We start from the raw sequence: 19,270 nt of genomic DNA on the forward strand, positions 1-19,270 counted from the left end.
ATGAGTGCAGGCACCAAACACATCCACATTGCACAAAAAGGAGGAAGAAAAGCCCGAAGCGCAACACTGGATATCACCTATGCGCCAGTGACACTCAAAGCGCCTTACAATAAGAAAGGACGCTCCCTCCCAGTTTACTATGTCGGCTGTGCAGAGAGAGGAAACGCTGAGAACGGCTTAAGCTGGCACCTATTAACCAGTGAACCAGTCACCAGCAAAGAAGACGCCTTAGCTATCATCACCTACTATGAGCACCGTTGGCTTGTAGAGGAATACCATAAAGTCTGGAAAAGTGATGGCACGGATATCGAAAGTTTACGCCTTCAAAGCCAAGATAACATGGAAAGATTGGTGACGATTAATGGCTTTATTGCGACGCGAATATTGCAACTAAAGTTCACCAATGAGCAGCCTGATTCTCCAAGTTGTGAACAACTGTTATCTCCCAAAGCATGGAAGTTATTGTGGTTAAAGAGAATAAAAACACCATTGCCTGAAACTGCTCCAAATATGTCATGGGCGTATCAGGAACTGGCAAAGTTAGGAGGCTGGAAAGATACCAAGCGCACAGGGCGTGCATCTGTGAAAGTGTTATGGCAAGGATGGCTTAAGTTACAAGCCATCCTGGAAGGCTACGATTTAGCAAAATCTCTTGAGTCAAACTTGTGATCAAGAGACAGCTTTTAAAGCGCCTTTTTTATTGTCTTAAATAAAGTTGGTATTAATTACCTCTGGCAATAAACTCAATCCGATTGCCGCTAGGCTCTCTTATCATCATATGTTGGGTTGGGCCGCTACCTAAGTTTTCTGGTGCAAACTCTATAGTAATATTATTTTGCATTTTTAAGTGTGTATGTAGCTCGCTTAACTTTTTGATACTTTCAACACTGAGTGCTAAATGATGTAAGCCCACATTTTCTGCCCGATTAAACTCCACACGTTTTTCATCATTTTTTACGCGCCATAATGTAATGGTTATTTTATTGTTTGATAAAAAATAAGCGGGGTAGGTTGGATCACTTCCTAGCGTTTTAAAACCAAGTACATCAATAAAAAATGCTTTGGATGCATTTAAGTTTGATACAGTTAAACCTAAGTGGTCAACGCCACCAACCCAACTTTTAGAGGTAGAGTTTTCGTCAGCTATTGAGGTTGTTGATAGCAGTAGTAACGCTAATGATGAGATGCCTGTGAGTAATGTTTTTTTTAGCATAGATCCTCTTTATGGTTTTAGTTGTTAAATTGCGCATTTAACAAAGACCTTCATAAAGGAGATTACATTACACGCTAGGCTGCGTTTAGCAGCTAAGTAATCGCTGCGTTACTTTTGATTGGGGGTTTTGAAAAACATCTTCAGTAGGGCCGTATTCAACTACTTCGCCTTTATCGAGTACAACCACATAATCACTGATGTGGCGCACTAGACTTAAATGATGGGTGATCATCACATATGTAAGGCCTGTGTCACGCTGCAGCTTAAGTAATAAATTCACTATTTGCGCGCGTATAGAAGGGTCTAAAGACGAAACGGCTTCATCAAGCACAATCACCTTAGGATCTAAAATTAATGCACGAGCAAACGCAACACGCTGTAGTTGCCCCACACTAAACATATGCGGGTAGTAGTGTTTATGATCGATTAACAAACCCACCTTTGAAAGCGTTGCATCAATCTTTTCAGTGCGTTCACTAGCATCAAGTTCAGTATTATATTGCAGGCAATCATCAAGCATTTCGCCAATGGTTAACCCCGGGTTGAGCGATGCAGCTGAATCTTGAAAAATCATACGAATATGGCGACATTGATTATCGCGTACGCCATTATCTTCGATAATATTATTCTCGAGCAAAATTTGCCCGCTATCAGCAGTATCAGCTCCAGAAAGTAGTTTTGCTAATGTACTTTTACCTGCACCTGTTTCACCAATTATGGCAATACTTTCGCCTTTACCGACACAAAACGAAATATTTTTAAGTACTTCAAACTTTTTACGTGAAAAAAGCCCAGCTCGCACATTGAATGTTTTTGATAGTGCTTGTACTTTTAGTAGCGGCTGCATTATTTCATGTCCTTAATTAACGGAAAATGGCACGCATAACTATGACCATGATGCTTAGTAAGGGTGGGAGTTACCACGCAGGCTTTTTGTGCTTGCGGACAACGCGGCCCGAGGCGGCAGCCAATAGGCAAGTGTTGCAGGGTAGGGATAGTCCCTTTAAGTGCATAAAAAGGTTCTTTATGGGCTAAACCTTGTTCGTAGTCAGGCAAGCTTTTTAGTAATGCTTGCGTGTATGGATGGCGAGGCTGTTTAAATATTTCATGGGTTGGGCCTGCTTCAACCATTTGCCCGCAATATAAAACATGAATGCCATGCGACCAATGTGCAATCTCTTCAAGTTCATGAGAGATCATCAAAATAGACATGTTTTTAAGTTGGTTTAAGCTTTTTAGTAGTCTAAATACTTGTGCGCGAGTTGTGCTCTCAAGTGCTGTAGTTGGCTCATCAGCGATTAATAACTTAGGCGTGCGAGCAATGGCCATCGCAATCATTACTTTTTGACATACGCCCTCTGAGAGCTCATGTGGGTAACTACTTAGTACCGCTTCGTGGTTTTTAATGCCCACCTTATGAATAAGCGCTTTTACTCTGTCTTTTCTCTCGCGGTTGCGCTTTAAAAAGAAACCTTTAGTTGCGATCTCTGGGAGTGTTTCGGCAATTTGGTCAAATATTTTAGCAGTTGGGTCAAGGCAGCGACTTGGATCTTGGTAGATCATCGCTATATCTTGGCTTACTATTTTACGGCGTTTCTCTGGGCTTAAACGCATTAAGTCTACGCCGCGCCAATGAATACGGTCGGCAGTAATGTCCCAGCGTTCGTTCAATACACCAATAATCGCTTTTGCTATTAGGCTTTTACCAGAGCCAGACTCGCCCACAAGCGCATGTACTTCGCCCTCTTTTAAGCTAAAGCTCACTCTGTCTACGGCTCTAATTACAGTTTCAGAGGTACGTAGTTCAATTGTTAAGTTACGAACATCGAGTAATTGCATTTAATCAGCCTTACGTGCTTTTAGCACTTGTCGCAGGCCATCGCCTACTAAATTAGTAGATAACACGGCTAAAAATAATAGTATACCAGGTAGCGCTACAGTCCACGGTGCTAAATAAATAAGGCCTAAGTTTTCGGCTAATATTGCGCCCCATTCGGTCGTTGGTGGCTGAGCCCCTAATTTTAAAAATCCCAGTGCTGAAATATCTAATATAGCGGTAGAAAGCGCCATCGTGAATATAACCACAATATGCTCATAAATATTAGGAAAAATACCACGCGATATAATATGCCAATTAGACGCACCATCTAGTCTAAACGCAGTAATGTAATCTTTACTTAATTCATCAACAATCAGGTTACGTACTGAGTGAATAAACTGCGGCAGTAATGCTAAAATAATTGCCCATACGGTATTCATTAAACCCGGGCCGAGTATGGCGATTATTATTATTGCCAGTAACAAAGAAGGAATAGAAAGGGTTATATCAAGCAAGTGATTTAAAAAGCTTGAACGCAGCCCTTTACTAATCCCTGCAAAAGTACCCACTAATACACCAAAAATAGTCGTGATTAGGGCGGCTACAACAGAGAGGCCAAACGTATACGTAGCACCATTCATTAAGCGTGAGAGTACATCACGGCCTAAATCATCGGTACCTAAAAGAAAGCGTACATCGCCCATTTCTCGCCACGATGGCGGAATAAGCAGTGCATCAGTGTGTTGTTGGTTTACACCATACGGGGCTAAAAAAGGAGCGGTGGCGGCTAATAGTGCAAACGCCATAAATATCCATAAACCAACCAAAGCAGGGTGGTTATTTTTAAACTTTCGCCAAAATCGCGCCAGTGGCGATTTATTCGACTCTTCAGAAAATAAATTAAACTTTGCCATGGGCCTGATTCCGCGAGAGTGGATCGAATAACGTGTAAGTAAGCTCAGCTGTAATAGAAGCTAAAATAACAAATAAAGACACTGCCATTAACCCGCCTTGAATTGCAGGAAAGTCACGCTGATAAATACTATCGATTAACCATCGGCCAATACCCGGCCACGAAAAAATAACTTCGGTAATCATCGCAAGCGTTATTAGCGTACTAAATTGCAAACCAATTTGCTTAATTACCGGCAGTAATGCATTGCGCAGTGCATGGTGCATGATAAGTTGGCGGCGGTTAAGGCCTTTTGCCCTAGCTGTTTTAATAAAGTTTTGATCCATTACTTTAAGCATAGACTCGCGAGTAAAGCGCACTAATACAGTGGTTGGATACATAGCCAGTACAATAGTTGGAAGTGTTAAATGGCGCAGCGCATCAACAAAGGCCATTCCTTTATATGGAAAGCCAGCCAGTGCAATATCAATTAAAATAAACCCAGTACTGGCGGGTATTTCGTAAAGGAGCCCCATTCTGCCCGACATAGGAAACCAGCCAAGCTTTAATGAAAAAACCATTATTAATAACAATGCGAGCCAAAATACAGGCATTGAATAACCCACAATAGTGGTAGAGTTTATAAGCTTGTCGGGCCAACGTTTATGATACCCAGAGCCTAAAATGCCAGTCGGTACACCAATAACAACCGATACAATTAATGCGTATACGCTTAGCTCTAAAGTAGCCGGTAGCAAATCAACAATATGGCTAAACACACTATTACCAGAGGCAAACGAAAGGCCCCAATCACCCTGAAATATTCGCCCTAAAAAGGCAATGTATTGCATAAAGTAATTGCTGTTATATAAATATTTGTCTTCAAGCTCACTATGCTGTGCAAAGTTACTACTTGGTATGCCGCTTAAATTACTTAGCGGATCACCGGGAAATAAATACGCCAGTGAAAACGTAAATACGCTGAGCATCAGTATCATAAAAAAGAACAAACCAAGGCGACGTAAAATATAATCTAAGATCATTATTTCTTCCTCGCATTGGCAAGCGAAATAGCGCCAAATGGGCCAAGTGTTATGCCTTCCACGTCGGCGCTACTCGCTTGAAAGCGCAGGCCATGAGCAATCGGTAATAACGGCAGCTCTTGAATAATTAAGCTTTGTGCGTCTTCGTAGTATTTTTTACGTTTGTTTAAATCAGTAGTGTCTAGTGCTTGAGTAAGCAATAAGTCAAATTGGGGATTACACCAGTTTGCTGGGTTTTTACCACTAAAAGTAGCGGTACAACTCAGCAGTGGGCTAAAAAAGTTATCAGGATCGGGTGTATCTGCGGCCCAACCAAGTAATACACTGTCGTGCCTATGCTCGCCAATACGTTGAATAAACGTGTTCCACTCATATTCTACAATGCTTACATTAACGCCCACTTTGCGTAAATCACTTTGCATAAGCTCAGCCATTTTTCGCGCGTTAGGGTTATAAATACGACTCACAGGCATAGCCCATATCGTCATATCAAAGCCATCAGGTAAGCCTGCTTCAATTAGTAACTTTTTAGCAAGTTCTGGATCAAACGTAGGTATATCTTCTTGTGGCTCAAATGCCCAAGAGGTTGGCGGCAAAATAGATTGTGCGCGAGTACCATTACCGTAATAAACCGCCTGCATTATTTTATCTACATCTATTGCATGTGCGAGTGCTTGGCGTACGCGCAAGTCGTCAAACGGGGCACGTTCTGTATTAAACGCCCAATAACCTATATTTAAGTTCGTTTCTTTTTCAACGTTTATATCATCACGTTGCGCTAAAATACTCAATTGCGCACTACTTGGATGAGCCGTTACATCGCACTCTTTAGTCAGCATTTTTGCTATACGCGTAGTGCCGTTAGGGGTTATGTCGTAAACCAATTGTTCAAGTGCAACGTCGTGCTTCCAATAAAGTGGATTACGGTAAAAGCGTACAAGGTGATCTCGGCGGTATTCTTTGTAAATATACGGACCAGTGCCAATAGGGTACTGATCAAATAAGTTTTCTTGGTTTTTTTTCTTAAGTTCCATGGCGTATTCTTCTGAAAGTACCACGGCAAAGTCGGTGGCCATATTAGCTAAAAAGCTACTTTCAGGATTAAACAATTCAAAACGGACTTGGTAATCAGACACACGCACAATTTTACGAATGAGTTGATCAATCCCCACACTTTGAAAATACGGGTAATTGGCATCGCCCACAAAGTGATATGGATTGTATACATCGAATAATCGGCTAAAAGTGAATATAACGTCGTCGGCGTTAAAATCCCGCGATGGGGTAAAATAAGAAGTTGTATGAAACTTTACATCTTTACGCAAGGTAAAGGTAACCGATTTACCATCTTTACTAATTTTCCAATCGGTTGCTAACTCACTTTGAAATTCTGCCGTAACAGGGTCAATGCTAATTAAACGGTCGTATAATTGGTTAGCAATTATATCAATAGTTGAACCGGTGGTCGTGACTTGCGGATTAAACGACACAGGGTTAGCTTCAGCGCAATAAACTAAGCCTTGGTTTTTTTCTTCTATGATTTCTTCTTTGCTATCAAGGCAACCAACTAAAGTGGTGGCAAGCAAAACAAGTAATAATTTATGCACCCGCATAACCTCTGACTATTGTTGATCCAACAAGTTGTATTTTTTAAGATAACCACGTAATTGATGATACGTTAAACCAAGTACTTCTGCAGTTTTCTTTTGATTAAATTGGCTATGTTCGAGCGCTTTATTAATCATGTTTATTTCAAAGTCGTTAGAACGCTCTTTTAAGCTGCACGGAAATTGAATATCAACGGATGAATCATTGCTTGTTTGAGTAATCGGCGGCGCAACAACAATAGGCTCGGCATTAACAGTTTGAGCCGCTATAGGTGCTTTAATGCGCGCTTTTGGTCTAAATGGGCTATCGAATGGGTCTAAAATAATCTGGTGAACGGGGATATGTTCACTACCGTGGCGATACAAACTGCGTTCAACCACATTTTTAAGTTCACGAATATTACCAGGCCAATCATAACTAAGCAGTGTTTCTGTTGCGCTTCGGGTAAAACCGCTAAAGAGTTCCCACTCTAAATCGCGTGCCATATTCATCGCAAACTGCTCAGCAAGAAGCATAATATCGTCTTGGCGTTCGCGCAGTGGCGGCAGGGTAATTACATCAAAGGCAAGGCGATCGAGTAAGTCACTTCTAAATTCACCTTGCTCAGCTAAATAAGGAAGATCTTCGTTTGTAGCACACACTAAGCGTGTATCTACTTTTACAGTTTGTTTGCCGCCAACACGTTCAAACTCACCGTATTCTATAACTCGCAGCAGTTTTTCTTGTACCATAGCTGAGGTATTAGCTAATTCATCTAAAAACAGTGTGCCGCTGTTAGCGCGTTCAAAACGACCTTCGTGGCGTTTGCTTGCCCCCGTAAAAGCACCGCTTTCGTGGCCAAACAATTCACTTTCGAGTAAGTTTTCGTTAAGCGCTGCACAGTTAAGTTTTACGTAGTTTTGATCCCAACGCTTAGATAAAAAGTGTAAGCGTGCTGCTATTAGCTCTTTACCTGTGCCGCGTTCACCAATAATAAGTACCGGTTTATCTAAATTAGCCAGTTGCGATACCTGATCTAATACAGACAGAAAGCTATCTGATTGGCCGAGTAAATTATCCTGTTGGCGATATTGGCTCATATTTCCTAACTCTTGGTCATTTTTACTAACAGTTAGTGTATTTCATAAGTAGGGATAACTAAAGAAATTTGTATATTTAGTTTAACGTAATGAAAATAAAGTGTATTTTAACTTTTAAAAAGTTGGCAAGCATATTGATACTAGTTATAGCAGACTAACTAAGTTTTAATTACAGAGGTAAATGTTATGGGAATTTTTTCACGTTTTGCAGATATTGTTAATTCTAATATCAACGCCATTTTAGATAAAGCAGAAGACCCAGAAAAAATGGTTCGTCTGATTATTCAAGAAATGGAAGACACGCTTGTTGAAGTACGTTCTACATCAGCTAAAACATTGGCTGAGAAAAAAGAAATTGTACGCCGCTTAGATACGCTTAAGGCACAGGTAAGCGATTGGCAAGGTAAAGCCGAACTGGCTTTAAGTAAAGACCGCGACGATTTAGCGCGCTCAGCCCTGCTTGAAAAGCAAAAGTCGGCAGATGCCGTTGCTTCAGTCGCTAGTGAACTTGAACATGTAGAGTCTCATATTGAGAAACTACAGCAAGAAGTAACGACACTACAAGAAAAGCTAGCAGATGCGAAATCTCGTCAAAAAGCAATTATACTTCGCCAACGTTCGGCTGAGTCGCGTCTTGAAGTGAAAAAGACACTTGATAGTTCAAAAGTAGAAGACGCACTTAACCGCTTTGAACGTTACGAAACCAAAATTGATGGACTAGAATCTCAAATTGAGTCTTACGATTTAGGTAAAAAGACGTTAGCGGACGAAATTGCTAATCTACAAAAAAATGAAAAGATAGATGATGAGCTAGCCGAACTTAAAAAGAAGCTAGCTGATAAATAATTTATAAAGGGGCACTTAAAGTGCCCCACTGCTTAAAAACATCAAAACGGATTGTCAGGAGAGGATTATGTTTGATTCAGACGTAATAATTGTACCATTTGTTATATTTATGATTTTTGTTGCACCGCTGTGGTTAATTTTACATTACCGTAGCAAAAAACAAGTAAGCCAAGGTTTAAGTGAACACGAACATCGCCAGTTACTTGAGCTTGCACATAAAGCCGAAAAAATGGCAGACAGGGTTGAAACACTTGAAGCATTACTTGATCAAGAGTCACCACAATGGAGACGCAAAGTATGAGTGCCAAACGCGAATTATTAAGAGACCCACAACGCGGTAAAATAGCCGGAGTATGTGCGGGATTAAGTGACTACTTTAATATGGAGTTATGGTTAGTTCGCATTATATTTGTTAGTGCGGTACTGCTAACGGGTGGCCCATTATTTGTGGTAGCGTATATTGCAGCCTGGTTCATTTTAGATAAAAAAGAGCCCGCAACAGTGCAAACTAAAAGCTCAACTAAAACTGACGATCCGCTAGAAGTAAAATTTAAAGTATGGCAAAAGGGCGAGCCACCGCGCCGCGCATTGCAAGATTTAAAAGAGCGTTTAACGCGTGTAGATACTCGCCTTCAAGATATGGAGCGCCATGTAACTTCAAGCGAGTTTACGGTGAGCCGTGAAATTAACAAACTTTAAAGGATTTAATAGCACCTTATTTGCAGCGTGATAAATTACGGCAAATTAGGTGCAAGACACTTTATGAGCCAATCATTTGCAAAAAAGACCTTTAAAAGTATTAAAGGCAAAGCACAAAAAGCCCTTCATCGCAGTTTAGACCAACACGTAAAACTTGCCGTAACTGGCCTAAGTGGTAGTGGTAAAACAGCCTTTATTACCGCACTTGTTAAACACTTAACAACCCAAGCGGACGATAAAAACTTACCTTTTTTTGATGTAATGCGCGAGCACCGCCATGTGGCCACTAAAGTTGTGCCGCAAGAGGCGTTAAGAGTTCCTACGTTTAACTATACGCGCGCGCTAAATTCATTATTACCAAGCGATGGGATGCCTACATGGCCTGCATCAACCGAGCGGATTAATACGCTGCGCTTGGCAATAAAGTATCAGAGTAATGCAGGGCTGCGCGGCCACTTTTCGCCGCAATCAACGCTTTATTTAGATATTATTGACTACCCCGGTGAATGGCTCCTTGATTTACCTATGCTTGAGCAAAGCTATTCTCAATGGTGCGAGCAGCAATACCCGTTATTAACTCAGCCTTCGCGCGTAAACACATCAAGTGATTTCTTAATGGCCGTTGAGCAACTTGACTTAAACGCTCCCGTTGATGAAAACGCACTTGCTCATATTGCTCAGCTTTATCAAAGCATGTTAGTAGGGCTTAAAAAAGACACCAAACTTGCCATGTTGCAACCTGGGCGCATGCTAATGCCTGGCGACTTACAAGGCGCGCCATTGTTATTGTTTTTTCCGGTATCGGGTAAAGTAAATAGTGACGATGTCGTTGCGGGTTCTAATTTAGCGCATTTAATTAAGCGCTTTAACGCTTATATAAAAGAAGTTGTAAAACCATTTTATAATGAGCATTTTAGACACTTCGATCGCCAAATTGTACTTGTAGATGTACTTAGTGCATTAAACGAAGGGCACGAAACACTCCAAGAGCAAAGCAGTGTAATAAACCAATTACTCGCACACTTTAACTATGGTGAATCGGGCTTTTTTAAACGTTTATTTAAGCCCAACATAGACAAAATATTATTTGCAGCTAATAAGTCAGATCATATAAGTGCTAAGCACCATAAAGATTTAGCACTGCTACTTGATTCGCTCGTGCATGAGCAAAGCAATCATTTAAAGTTTGATGGTGTGCAAATAGAAACCATGGCAATGTCGTCAATTACAGCAACGCAGCCGCGCCAAATTGCCGACAAAGGCCAAACGCTTGACTGCATTTACGGTAAACCATTACACGAGCCTGATTGGCTTACGTATTTACCGCCGCAACCTCCCTCGCGGATGCTTAATAAAAGTGAGTGGCCAGCACAGGGATTTGAGTTTTTATCGTTCTCTCCAATGCCGAGCCCCGATAAACAACTAAAACATATTCGATTAGATCATGTCATGCAGTACCTGCTAGGAGACAAATTAACATGAGTGAGTCAAACCAACCATTTCAAGCAGGGCGTCGTATAGATACGCAAAGCATTGAGCAAAACGAACCCGTTTTAGCACCTGCAAAAATTATTCAGCACGGACAAAGTGATTACGAAGAACTTGAAGATGAAGCACTAGAGCCAGAAATAGATCTAGAGCCTGTATATAAAAAGTCAAAGTGGCAAACACTTAAAGGTGTTTTTGCTATTAGTTTTATAGTGCTGGTGCTTTTAGAGTTTGCGTACTCGTTATTATTTGCTTTCGAGCAGTCAATTATCTTAGGCAGCGTTTATTTAACTGCGGTTGTAAGTGGCGTGCTGCTAATAGGGCGCTTATTGTGGCGAGAGTACCGAATGCTGCGCAGTTTAAAGCGTAACCAACTGCACCGAGTTGAAGCCGACAGGCTTTTAAACAGCGAGCAAGTAGGCGGTGCATTACCTTGGCTCGAAAAGCTTAATAAACACCAAGAGCTTGATAACTTTGAAACCTTTAAAAACCAAGTAGCGACGCATCACAGCGACAAAGAAATAATGACGCTGTACGCCAATAGTTTATTAATAACCCAAGACACCAAAGCTAAAAAGCTTATAAATCGTTTTGCGACTGAATCCGCACTGCTAGTTGCCCTAAGCCCACTTGCGCTGGTGGATATGATGGCTGTGCTTTGGCGCGGTACTAAGTTAATAGAACAAATTGGTAAAATTTACGGCATTGGTTTTGGCTACGCGAGCCGTATAAAGTTATACCGTATGCTGATAAAACAAGTAATGTTTGTAGGCAGTGCTGAGCTTGTATCTGACCTTGCTGCAACTGCACTAAGTGCTGAGCTTTTAGGTAAGCTTTCGGGGCGGGCAGCGCAAGGTGTCAGCGCCGGTATTTTTACAGCGCGTATTGGTTACAAAGCAATGGAGCTTAGTCGCCCATTACCACGGCTTGAAAACAAACGCAGCTTACTAAAAGGCACTGTGCAAAGCATCGCAGGTAAAATTATGAGCCGTAAAAAGGCTGAACCAACACACTAGATTAGCAGTGGCAATATTTGTGTACAAACATGAGCTGCATGGTTTTTACACAAATAGCCATCTGAGCATCCGGCATGCTTGCTGTTTGTAAGCGCATACGTTTTGATTGTTGAATCGCAAAAACATAATAATCAAAAAATGAGCCTACAATGAGCAAGCATCATATAAACACCCAGTGTATTCACGGACCACAAAAAGCAAACGACCCGCACGGCGCACTCACTTCTCCTTTGTATCAAACCTCTACCTTTCATTTTGAAAATGCCGCACAAGGTGCTGCGCGTTTTGCAGGCGACGAACCTGGCTATATTTATACGCGTTTAGGAAACCCTACAACCACAGAACTTGAACAAAAAGTTGCTCAACTCGAGAGTTGTGAAGCAGCAGCTGCAACCGCAACGGGTATGGGGGCTGTATCTGCCTCAGTACTGAGCTTTTTATCGCAAGGAGATCACCTTGTTGCTTCAAGTGCTTTGTATGGTTGTACCTTTGCGTTTTTCTCGCATATGTTGCCGCGCTGGGGAATCGAAGTCACTTTTGTTGATATGACCAACGAGGACGAACTACGCGCTGCCATCAAACCTAATTCAAAAATGATATTTGTAGAAACGCCAATCAACCCCACTATGGCGGTGATTGATTTGGCACTCATTGGCGCAGTTGCTAAAGAGCACAACTTAATTAGTGTGGTCGACAACACCTTTTTAACGCCGCTACTGCAATCGCCCAAAAAATACGGTATCGACATAATAATGCACAGTGCGACCAAGTACTTAAACGGCCACGGAGACGTAGTCGCCGGTATTGTATGTGGATCGCTTGAGCACATAACACACATTAAAATGACCGTACTAAAAGACATTGGTGCAACCATAAGCCCGCACGACGCATGGCTAATTAATCGAGGCCTAAAAACACTCGCTATTAGAATAGAGCGCCATTGTCAAAGCGCACAAACAATAGCCGAATATCTAGAAGCGCATCCACAAGTAAGCACCGTATATTACCCGGGGCTTAAATCGCACCCAGGTTATAAGTTTATTGGTAATCAAATGAAAGCCGCTGGTGGTGTTATTGCGTTTGAAATAAAAGGCACGCTACAAGATGGCGCACAATTTATTGATAGTATGAAACTTTGTACACTTGCAGTAAGCCTTGGCGACGCTGAAACACTGATTCAGCATCCTGCATCTATGACTCACTCGCCTTATACGCCAGAGGAGCGAGCCGCCGCTGGAATAAGTGATGGGCTGATCAGACTCTCGGTTGGGCTTGAAGATGTTAACGACATTATTAGTGATTTAAACCAAGCTTTTACTAAAATTGGTTAGGTGTAATTAATTGTATACACATAAAAACAAGCTACAGGCCTTTATTTAAAGGTCTGTATTTTTGGTGTGCCACAGGTGTAATTTTAACTTTACGATTGAGGTGATCGCGCCAAATACTGATGTTAGCCTGTCTATTAAACTTTTCTTCACTTTTGCATAGTATGGGGTCATTCGATATTCAATAGGTTTGAGTATCACACTGACACCGATTTAGGGCTCACACCCAAGAAGGTACTTATGGCTAAAGCAAGTAAATACACATCCAAAACACCAGACGAAAATGGTGTTATACACTGGAGTGATGAAGAAAATAAAATTTGGTCTGAGCTTGTAGCGCGCCAACTTGCATGCATTGAAGGCAAAGCCTGCAACGAGTACATGCAAGGGTTAAAAAAGATTAACCTGCCGCACGATCGTATCCCGCAGTTAAGCGAACTAAACGAAGTGTTACTAGCCACTACCGGTTGGCAAGTTGCACCAGTACCTGCGCTTATCGACTTTGATGAGTTTTTTAGATTACTGGCAAACAAGCAGTTTCCGGTAGCTACATTTATTCGTAGCCGCGAAGAGTTTGACTACCTACAAGAGCCAGATATTTTTCATGAAATATTTGGCCATTGCGCCATGCTAACTAACCCTGACTTTGCCGAGTTTACACACAAGTACGGGCAATTAGGTTACGCAGCGCAGAAAAAAGACCGTGTATACCTTGCGCGTATATACTGGTTTACGGTTGAATTTGGTTTAATGCAAACCGAAGACGGTCTGCGTATTTACGGCGGCGGCATTTTATCAAGCCCAGGGGAGACTCAGTACGTATACTCAAATACGCCAGAAATCACCCCAATGAATGTGCTTGATGTACTGCGTACGCCGTACCGTATTGATATTATGCAACCACAGTACTACACCATAAATTCGATTCATGATCTGTTTGATATATCGCAAATGGATATTATGACTTTGGTTGAGCGAGCTAAAGAGCTTGGTTTGCACGACCCAAAATTTCCACCAAAAGAAAAATTAGCCAGTTAAATATTAATGCTAAAAAAGCTAAAAGTAAGGATTTAGAATGTCTTCATTAAGTGCACAAAAATGCGAAGCCTGTCATGTAGATGCGCCAAAAGTATCTGACGAAGAGTTAGCGCAATTAATTACTAAAATCCCAGACTGGGTACCAGAAGTACGTGACGGCATTATGCAGCTTGAGCGTGTTTATAAATTTAAAAACTTTAAACAGGCTATCGCGTTTACTAACAAAGTAGGCGACATGGCAGAAGACGAAGGCCATCACCCAGGTTTATTAACCGAGTGGGGCAAAGTAACGGTTACATGGTGGAGCCATTCAATTAAAGGCCTACACAAAAACGATTTTATTTGCGCAGCTAAAACAGACGACGTATTTAACACGCTGTAAAGAAAACTAATTGGGCAAACCAACAAAAGCACTTATTTTATAAGTGCTTTTTTGGTTTTGGGAGGTCATTGCTAACAATGAGCAGCTCGGTATTGTTTTTATCGGCGTAGGTTGGGTTGAGTGAAACGAAACCCAACTTTTTACGTCTTAGAATATTCAATTTTATTGTTTTCTCTAAAGAGTTAGACTCAGAATGAAGAAGGTTAATCATTTAAGGCTTTTTATATGGAATATGTTTATCACTACACTTCTGCAGATGGTTTAAAGGGAATTTTAGAGAGTAAAAGTTTATGGGCTACTAATACAGAGTATTTAAATGATTTTAGAGAAATTAAGGAAGGTATTGATACGATAAAATCGCTTAGACAGAACTTGTATGAATTTTCACAAAGAAAACTCGAAAAAATCTATGCCAAGCATAAAAATATGCCTTTAGAGATTATCCAAGAAGCAATGCAAAATAAAAAAGTGCATCTCGCAAATCATTTTTTAAAGTTTCTGTGGGATATAATTGATAATAATAGCATTGATGAAATTTACACGACTTCATTTACAACTAAGCATGATAGTTTAAATCATTGGCTTACCTACGGGTCAGAGCAAACCTCATACTGTATAAAGTTTAACAAAGAAAAGCTATTTGATGATATGTATTTCAGACAACGAAAATTTTTGAGTGGCTATGATAATGTTGACTACGAACCGGCTACGAATATTTTTCACTCTTTGCTCGAGGAACATTACCTTCCAGAGGTTTTAGGTTACATCTTAAATTCAAATTTAGATTTAGATTTAGATAAGAAAGAACTTGATAAAAAATGTGCTATAGCTGCAATTGAAATTTTTAATGAAGTTATTTTTAAGATTGCCAGTATTAAAGATAGAGCATTTAAGTATGAGGAAGAGTATCGTTTTACCCTATTTCATCCTGGTTCGGTAATGCTAAATGACGATGACCAAATTGATTACTTTGATTTCATAGATTCTTCTGATATCGACTTTTTAGAGCAAGGAGAGCAAGGAGATAAAGATGGAAAGCACTTTCCTTTATGCTATCGCACTCTTAAATCTGGCATTATAGCCCCATATAGAGCGATACCTTTTCCTAAAAATTCAATTGAAGAAATTATAATAGGACCATCAGAAAATAATGAGTTGGCTGTTAAAGGCTTAAAGTCCCTTTTGAGTTCATTAAATTTTGATGTAGAAGTGTCTAGTACTAAAACTTCATTTAGAAGAATTTAAAAAAGCTCTAAACCCAAAGGGCTTAGAGCTTTTCTATGTACAATTAAAGTTTAGCTAAAATACTTAACTTTAAAGTACTGTTGGGTTTCGTTTCACTCAACCCAACCTACTATTACTCATCAATTGAGCGGAGTAGGGCGTTTATGCCTACTTTTTCACGTGTTTGCTTATCTACTTTTTTCACGATGATTGCAGCGTAAAGGCTGTGGGTGCCATCTTTTGACGGTAATGCGCCTGGTACAACTACTGCGCCTGCTGGTACGCGGCCGTAGTGAATTTCGCCAGTTTCGCGGTCATAAATACGGGTGCTTTGGCTGATGTAAACGCCCATTGAAATTACCGCGCCTTCTTCAACAATTACGCCTTCCACAATTTCAGAACGTGCGCCAATAAAGCAGTTGTCTTCAATGATGGTTGGGTTAGCTTGTAGAGGCTCTAAAACGCCGCCTATGCCTACGCCACCTGATAAATGTACGTTCTTACCAATTTGTGCACATGAGCCTACAGTCGCCCATGTATCAACCATAGTGCCGTCGTCAACGTATGCGCCAATATTTACGTACGATGGCATAAGTACGACGTTTTTACCTACAAAGCTGCCTTTACGGGCTACTGCGTTTGGCACTACGCGCATACCGCCTTGTTGAAATTGCTCTGGCGTATAGTCGCTAAATTTAAGTGGTACTTTGTCGTAAAACTGGTTTACGCCGTCGTTCATTGGTTGGTTGTCGCGAATACGAAACGACAGTAATACTGCTTTTTTAAGCCACTGGTGTACAACCCATTCACCTGATATTTTTTCGGCAACGCGTGCTGCGCCGCTATCAAGTAAATCAAGTGCGTCGATAATAGCTTGTTTTACGTCGCTTGATACTGTGTTTGGGCTAATGCTATCGCGGTTGTCCCATGCGTTTTCGATCATCGTTTTTAAATCTGACATGTGTGTCCTCTATTCTGTTTCGGCGTTGAATTTTTTACGTAATGCCTGATGAATTTTTGCTTGCTCTTCATCAGTCAGCGCTTGGTATTCGTTATTAGATACGACAAAGAAATCCTCGGCACGTTCACCTACCGTTGTAATGCGGGCAGCGTGAATGTGTAGTAAATGCGCTTGGAAAACTTCGGCTATTTTGGTTAGTAAACCTTGTATATCGACGGCTTGAATTTCTATTAAGCTACGGTCTTTGCGTGCATGTGGGCGCAACACAATTTTAGGTTTAATATTAAAATCTTTAAAGCGTTGAGAGCGGCTCTTTTTAAAGCGAATCTTTTTACGCGGATCGCTCAGAGCTTGCTCAAGCCCGCGTTTAATTGATTGCGCTCGACCACTTGCAATAGGGTCGCCACTTACTTCTAGTATTACAAAGCTAAACAAGACGTAGCCGTCTTTTGTGGTCAGTACTTGCGCGTGTTGTATTTGCGCTTTTTTAGAGCCAATCACACTTACTAATCGGGCAAACAGTGGGCCAGAGTAGGGGCTGTATACAAATACTTGTGTGCCACCATGCATAGCTTTGTTAGATACAACAACACTTGGCTGGCTTAAGTCTGTGCTACTTAATAAATGTTCACTTTGCCATGATATTTGTTGTTCGCTAAAGGCGGTAAAGTAGTTGGCTTTAAAGCGGCTCCAAATTAAATCAATTTTTTCCTCTTGATAACCCAGATTTATTAAGCGTTGTTTAGCTTGGTGCTTTTTATCGCGAATTTGGTCGCGTTGATCCATTGGGTTTTCGAGTCCTAGGCGCAAAGCGCGCTGCGTGTGTAAGTAGAGCTCACGCAGTAGGGTGTTTTTCCAATCGTTCCATAAGTTGTCGTTGGTTGCACGTATGTCGGCAACGGTTAAACAATATAAGTAGTCGAGTTGGCGCTCTGTTTTAACACGTGTAGCGAAGTCTTTTATTACAGCAGGATCGTTAATGTCTTTACGCTGTGCGGTAACAGACATAAGTAAATGATTACTTACAAGCCATGCTATTAGTTTTCCATCTGATGACGCAAAACCATGTAACTTAGCGAATGCAATGGCGTCAACAGCGCCAAGTTCTGAGTGGTCGCCACCTCGCCCTTTAGCAATGTCGTGAAATATACCGGCTAAATAAAGTAGCTCTGGTTTGTCCATTCGAGTGACTATTTCACTGCAAATAGGAAACTCGCTAATGCCTGTTTTATCAAAATATTCGTAAATGTTTTTGATTAATTTGTGAGTGTGCTCATCTACGGTGTAGGCGTGAAACAAATCAAACTGCATTTGCCCAAATATATTACGCCACTGCGGTAAGTAGGCGGCAAGCATGCCGTGCTTGTGCATGAGCGTAAATGCGCGGCCCATGCCGTTAGGATGTTTAACTAAGCGTAAAAAGGCTTCGCGACAGGCTGCGTAATCTTGCAAATCGCCCAATAAACGACGGCGCACTTGGCGAATAGTACGAATAGTACTTGGGTAAATATGCGTTATTGCTGGGTTATCGGCTATGTGCTCAAACAATACAAAGAGTTGGTCGCGTCTAAAAAATACCGACGGATCTTTTACGCGTATTTGATGACCTACTTGCTCAAAGTTTCTGTCGAGTTCTATTGCTGCCACAGCACTACTTTCGGGCATTATACTTTGTTCAAAGTATGAAAGTAGCATTTGGTTAAGCTCGCGCACGCGGCTCATTATTCTAAATAAGCGTTTCATCATACGCTCAACAGAGGCTTTACCGTCGCTACCAAAACCTAAAATTTCGGCGGCTTGCGGTTGATGATCAAACAATAAGCGGTTTTCAGCTCGACCTGCAGCTAAATGCAGTGCAAAGCGAATGTTCCATAGGTTTTCTAGGCACTCAGAAAGCTCTTGAAACTCTTCGTGAGTTAAGTATCCGTGGCTTATTAACTCTTGCAGGGTTTCGGTTCTAAAATGCTTTTTTGCCACCCAAATAATGGTTTGTAAGTCGCGCAGACCACCGGGGTTTTCTTTAATGTTTGGCTCAAGATTATACGCGGTGCCGTGGCACTTTCTGTGGCGTAAGTTTTGTTCTTGAACTTTGGCAGTAAAAAATTCACCTGAGCGCCATACTGGCGTTTCAAGAATATGCATTTTGAGTTTTTCAAACTCAATGTGGTTACCAAAAATAAGGCGGCTTTCGAGCAAGCTGGTGGCAAAAGTAACGTCTTCACGTTTTTGCTCAATGGCTTGTTCTATCGTACGCACGCTGTGACCAATCTCTAAGTTGAGATCCCATAGCATGGTGACAAACTGGCCTATTTTTTCGCATATTTCTTCGCTTGGCGGTTTAGTTACAAGCAATAAAAAGTCGATGTCGGAGTAGGGATGTAGCTCACCACGTCCGTATCCGCCTACCGCTATTAATGCTAAATCAGGTTCGCGCGCTAAGTCGTAAACATGAAAAAGCTTAATGAGTAGGCGGTCAATAAACTCAGCCCGGGCATTAATTAAATTCCCAACCGGTTGTTTAGAAAATTCGTTATGTAACCATTTATAAAAATAGCTAGAACAATCGCGATAATCACTAAGTTGCTCTGCATCGCTAAGCAACTTTTTTACTTTGTTGGGTAATGCCACGTGGGC

19 protein-coding genes are annotated in these 19,270 nt (G+C 41.2%); 10 read left to right on the forward strand and 9 right to left on the reverse strand.

The genetic code is table 11. From position 1 onward, the window contains the following. Positions 1 to 669 (forward strand): IS4 family transposase (locus tag I6F47_RS15765; protein WP_197184167.1); only part of this gene is annotated, 669 nt, incomplete at its 5' end. Between the two features lie 52 nt (positions 670 to 721). Here the strand turns inward: I6F47_RS15765 and I6F47_RS15770 are convergent. From I6F47_RS15770 to pspF, 7 genes are all read right to left on the reverse strand, one after another. Beyond that, complete coding sequence (locus I6F47_RS15770; RefSeq protein ID WP_197184168.1) at positions 722 to 1,213, reverse strand: VOC family protein; 492 nt, start codon at positions 1,211 to 1,213, stop codon at positions 722 to 724. 85 nt (positions 1,214 to 1,298) lie between these two features. Beyond that, on the reverse strand, positions 1,299 to 2,060 hold the full coding sequence (locus I6F47_RS15775; protein ID WP_010553756.1) for an ATP-binding cassette domain-containing protein: 762 nt from the start codon (positions 2,058 to 2,060) through the stop codon (positions 1,299 to 1,301). Beyond that, the gene (locus I6F47_RS15780) at positions 2,060 to 3,052 is read right to left on the reverse strand and encodes a peptide ABC transporter ATP-binding protein (RefSeq protein WP_007580952.1); all 993 of its coding nucleotides are present in this window, start codon (positions 3,050 to 3,052) and stop codon (positions 2,060 to 2,062) included. The genes I6F47_RS15775 and I6F47_RS15780 overlap by 1 nt, the downstream gene beginning before the upstream one ends. Next, on the reverse strand, positions 3,053 to 3,946 hold the full coding sequence (locus tag I6F47_RS15785) for an ABC transporter permease subunit (RefSeq protein WP_007580954.1): 894 nt from the start codon (positions 3,944 to 3,946) through the stop codon (positions 3,053 to 3,055). It abuts the gene before it with no gap. Then, positions 3,933 to 4,967 carry an ABC transporter permease gene (locus I6F47_RS15790; protein WP_197184169.1) on the reverse strand — a complete coding sequence of 345 codons (1,035 nt, stop codon included), beginning with the start codon at positions 4,965 to 4,967 and terminating at the stop codon, positions 3,933 to 3,935. Before I6F47_RS15790 ends, I6F47_RS15785 begins: the two co-directional genes overlap by 14 nt. Beyond that, positions 4,967 to 6,574: an ABC transporter substrate-binding protein gene (locus tag I6F47_RS15795; RefSeq protein WP_024607851.1), complete on the reverse strand. Its 1,608-nt coding sequence runs from the start codon at positions 6,572 to 6,574 to the stop codon at positions 4,967 to 4,969. The genes I6F47_RS15790 and I6F47_RS15795 overlap by 1 nt, the downstream gene beginning before the upstream one ends. Before the next feature lie 15 nt (positions 6,575 to 6,589). Continuing rightward, the gene (gene pspF / locus I6F47_RS15800; RefSeq protein ID WP_197184170.1) at positions 6,590 to 7,654 is read right to left on the reverse strand and encodes a phage shock protein operon transcriptional activator; all 1,065 of its coding nucleotides are present in this window, start codon (positions 7,652 to 7,654) and stop codon (positions 6,590 to 6,592) included. Between the two features lie 186 nt (positions 7,655 to 7,840). Between pspF and pspA the strand changes: the two genes are divergently transcribed. The 9 genes from pspA to I6F47_RS15845 all read left to right on the forward strand — a co-directional run bounded on the left by pspA (position 7,841) and on the right by I6F47_RS15845 (position 15,696). Beyond that, positions 7,841 to 8,500 (forward strand): phage shock protein PspA, encoded by a 660-nt coding sequence (gene pspA, locus I6F47_RS15805; protein ID WP_197184171.1) that lies wholly within the window; start codon positions 7,841 to 7,843, stop codon positions 8,498 to 8,500. A 67-nt stretch (positions 8,501 to 8,567) separates the two neighbouring features. Continuing rightward, positions 8,568 to 8,801, forward strand: a complete 234-nt coding sequence (pspB, locus tag I6F47_RS15810) for an envelope stress response membrane protein PspB (RefSeq protein WP_002958332.1) — start codon at positions 8,568 to 8,570, stop codon at positions 8,799 to 8,801. Further along, on the forward strand, positions 8,798 to 9,199 hold the full coding sequence (pspC, locus tag I6F47_RS15815; protein ID WP_007580963.1) for an envelope stress response membrane protein PspC: 402 nt from the start codon (positions 8,798 to 8,800) through the stop codon (positions 9,197 to 9,199). The genes pspB and pspC overlap by 4 nt, the downstream gene beginning before the upstream one ends. 63 nt (positions 9,200 to 9,262) lie before the next feature. Further along, on the forward strand, positions 9,263 to 10,681 hold the full coding sequence (locus I6F47_RS15820; RefSeq protein WP_197184172.1) for a YcjX family protein: 1,419 nt from the start codon (positions 9,263 to 9,265) through the stop codon (positions 10,679 to 10,681). Next, positions 10,678 to 11,703 carry a TIGR01620 family protein gene (locus tag I6F47_RS15825; protein ID WP_007580966.1) on the forward strand — a complete coding sequence of 342 codons (1,026 nt, stop codon included), beginning with the start codon at positions 10,678 to 10,680 and terminating at the stop codon, positions 11,701 to 11,703. Before I6F47_RS15820 ends, I6F47_RS15825 begins: the two co-directional genes overlap by 4 nt. Positions 11,704 to 11,852: 149 nt before the next feature. Continuing rightward, complete coding sequence (gene megL, locus I6F47_RS15830) at positions 11,853 to 13,034, forward strand: methionine gamma-lyase (RefSeq protein ID WP_007580969.1); 1,182 nt, start codon at positions 11,853 to 11,855, stop codon at positions 13,032 to 13,034. Between the two features lie 237 nt (positions 13,035 to 13,271). Then, positions 13,272 to 14,069 (forward strand): phenylalanine 4-monooxygenase, encoded by a 798-nt coding sequence (phhA, locus tag I6F47_RS15835; RefSeq protein WP_197102726.1) that lies wholly within the window; start codon positions 13,272 to 13,274, stop codon positions 14,067 to 14,069. Between the two features lie 37 nt (positions 14,070 to 14,106). Next, positions 14,107 to 14,451, forward strand: a complete 345-nt coding sequence (locus tag I6F47_RS15840; protein ID WP_197184173.1) for a 4a-hydroxytetrahydrobiopterin dehydratase — start codon at positions 14,107 to 14,109, stop codon at positions 14,449 to 14,451. A gap of 225 nt (positions 14,452 to 14,676) precedes the next feature. Next, the gene (locus I6F47_RS15845) at positions 14,677 to 15,696 is read left to right on the forward strand and encodes a DUF2971 domain-containing protein (protein ID WP_197102725.1); all 1,020 of its coding nucleotides are present in this window, start codon (positions 14,677 to 14,679) and stop codon (positions 15,694 to 15,696) included. A gap of 112 nt (positions 15,697 to 15,808) precedes the next feature. On the opposite strand, the gene dapD is transcribed toward I6F47_RS15845, so the two are convergent. Both dapD and glnD read right to left on the reverse strand, forming a co-directional pair. Then, entirely contained in the window at positions 15,809 to 16,636 is an 828-nt protein-coding gene (gene dapD, locus I6F47_RS15850) for a 2,3,4,5-tetrahydropyridine-2,6-dicarboxylate N-succinyltransferase (protein WP_165736407.1), read from the reverse strand. A 9-nt stretch (positions 16,637 to 16,645) separates the two neighbouring features. After that, positions 16,646 to 19,264, reverse strand: coding sequence for a [protein-PII] uridylyltransferase (gene glnD / locus I6F47_RS15855; RefSeq protein WP_197184174.1), 2,619 nt, complete (start codon positions 19,262 to 19,264; stop codon positions 16,646 to 16,648). Between the last annotated feature and the right edge of the window lie 6 nt (positions 19,265 to 19,270).

The organism is Pseudoalteromonas sp. NZS37 (genome assembly GCF_015864265.1).
Taxonomy (GTDB): Bacteria; Pseudomonadota; Gammaproteobacteria; order Enterobacterales; family Alteromonadaceae; genus Pseudoalteromonas; species Pseudoalteromonas arctica.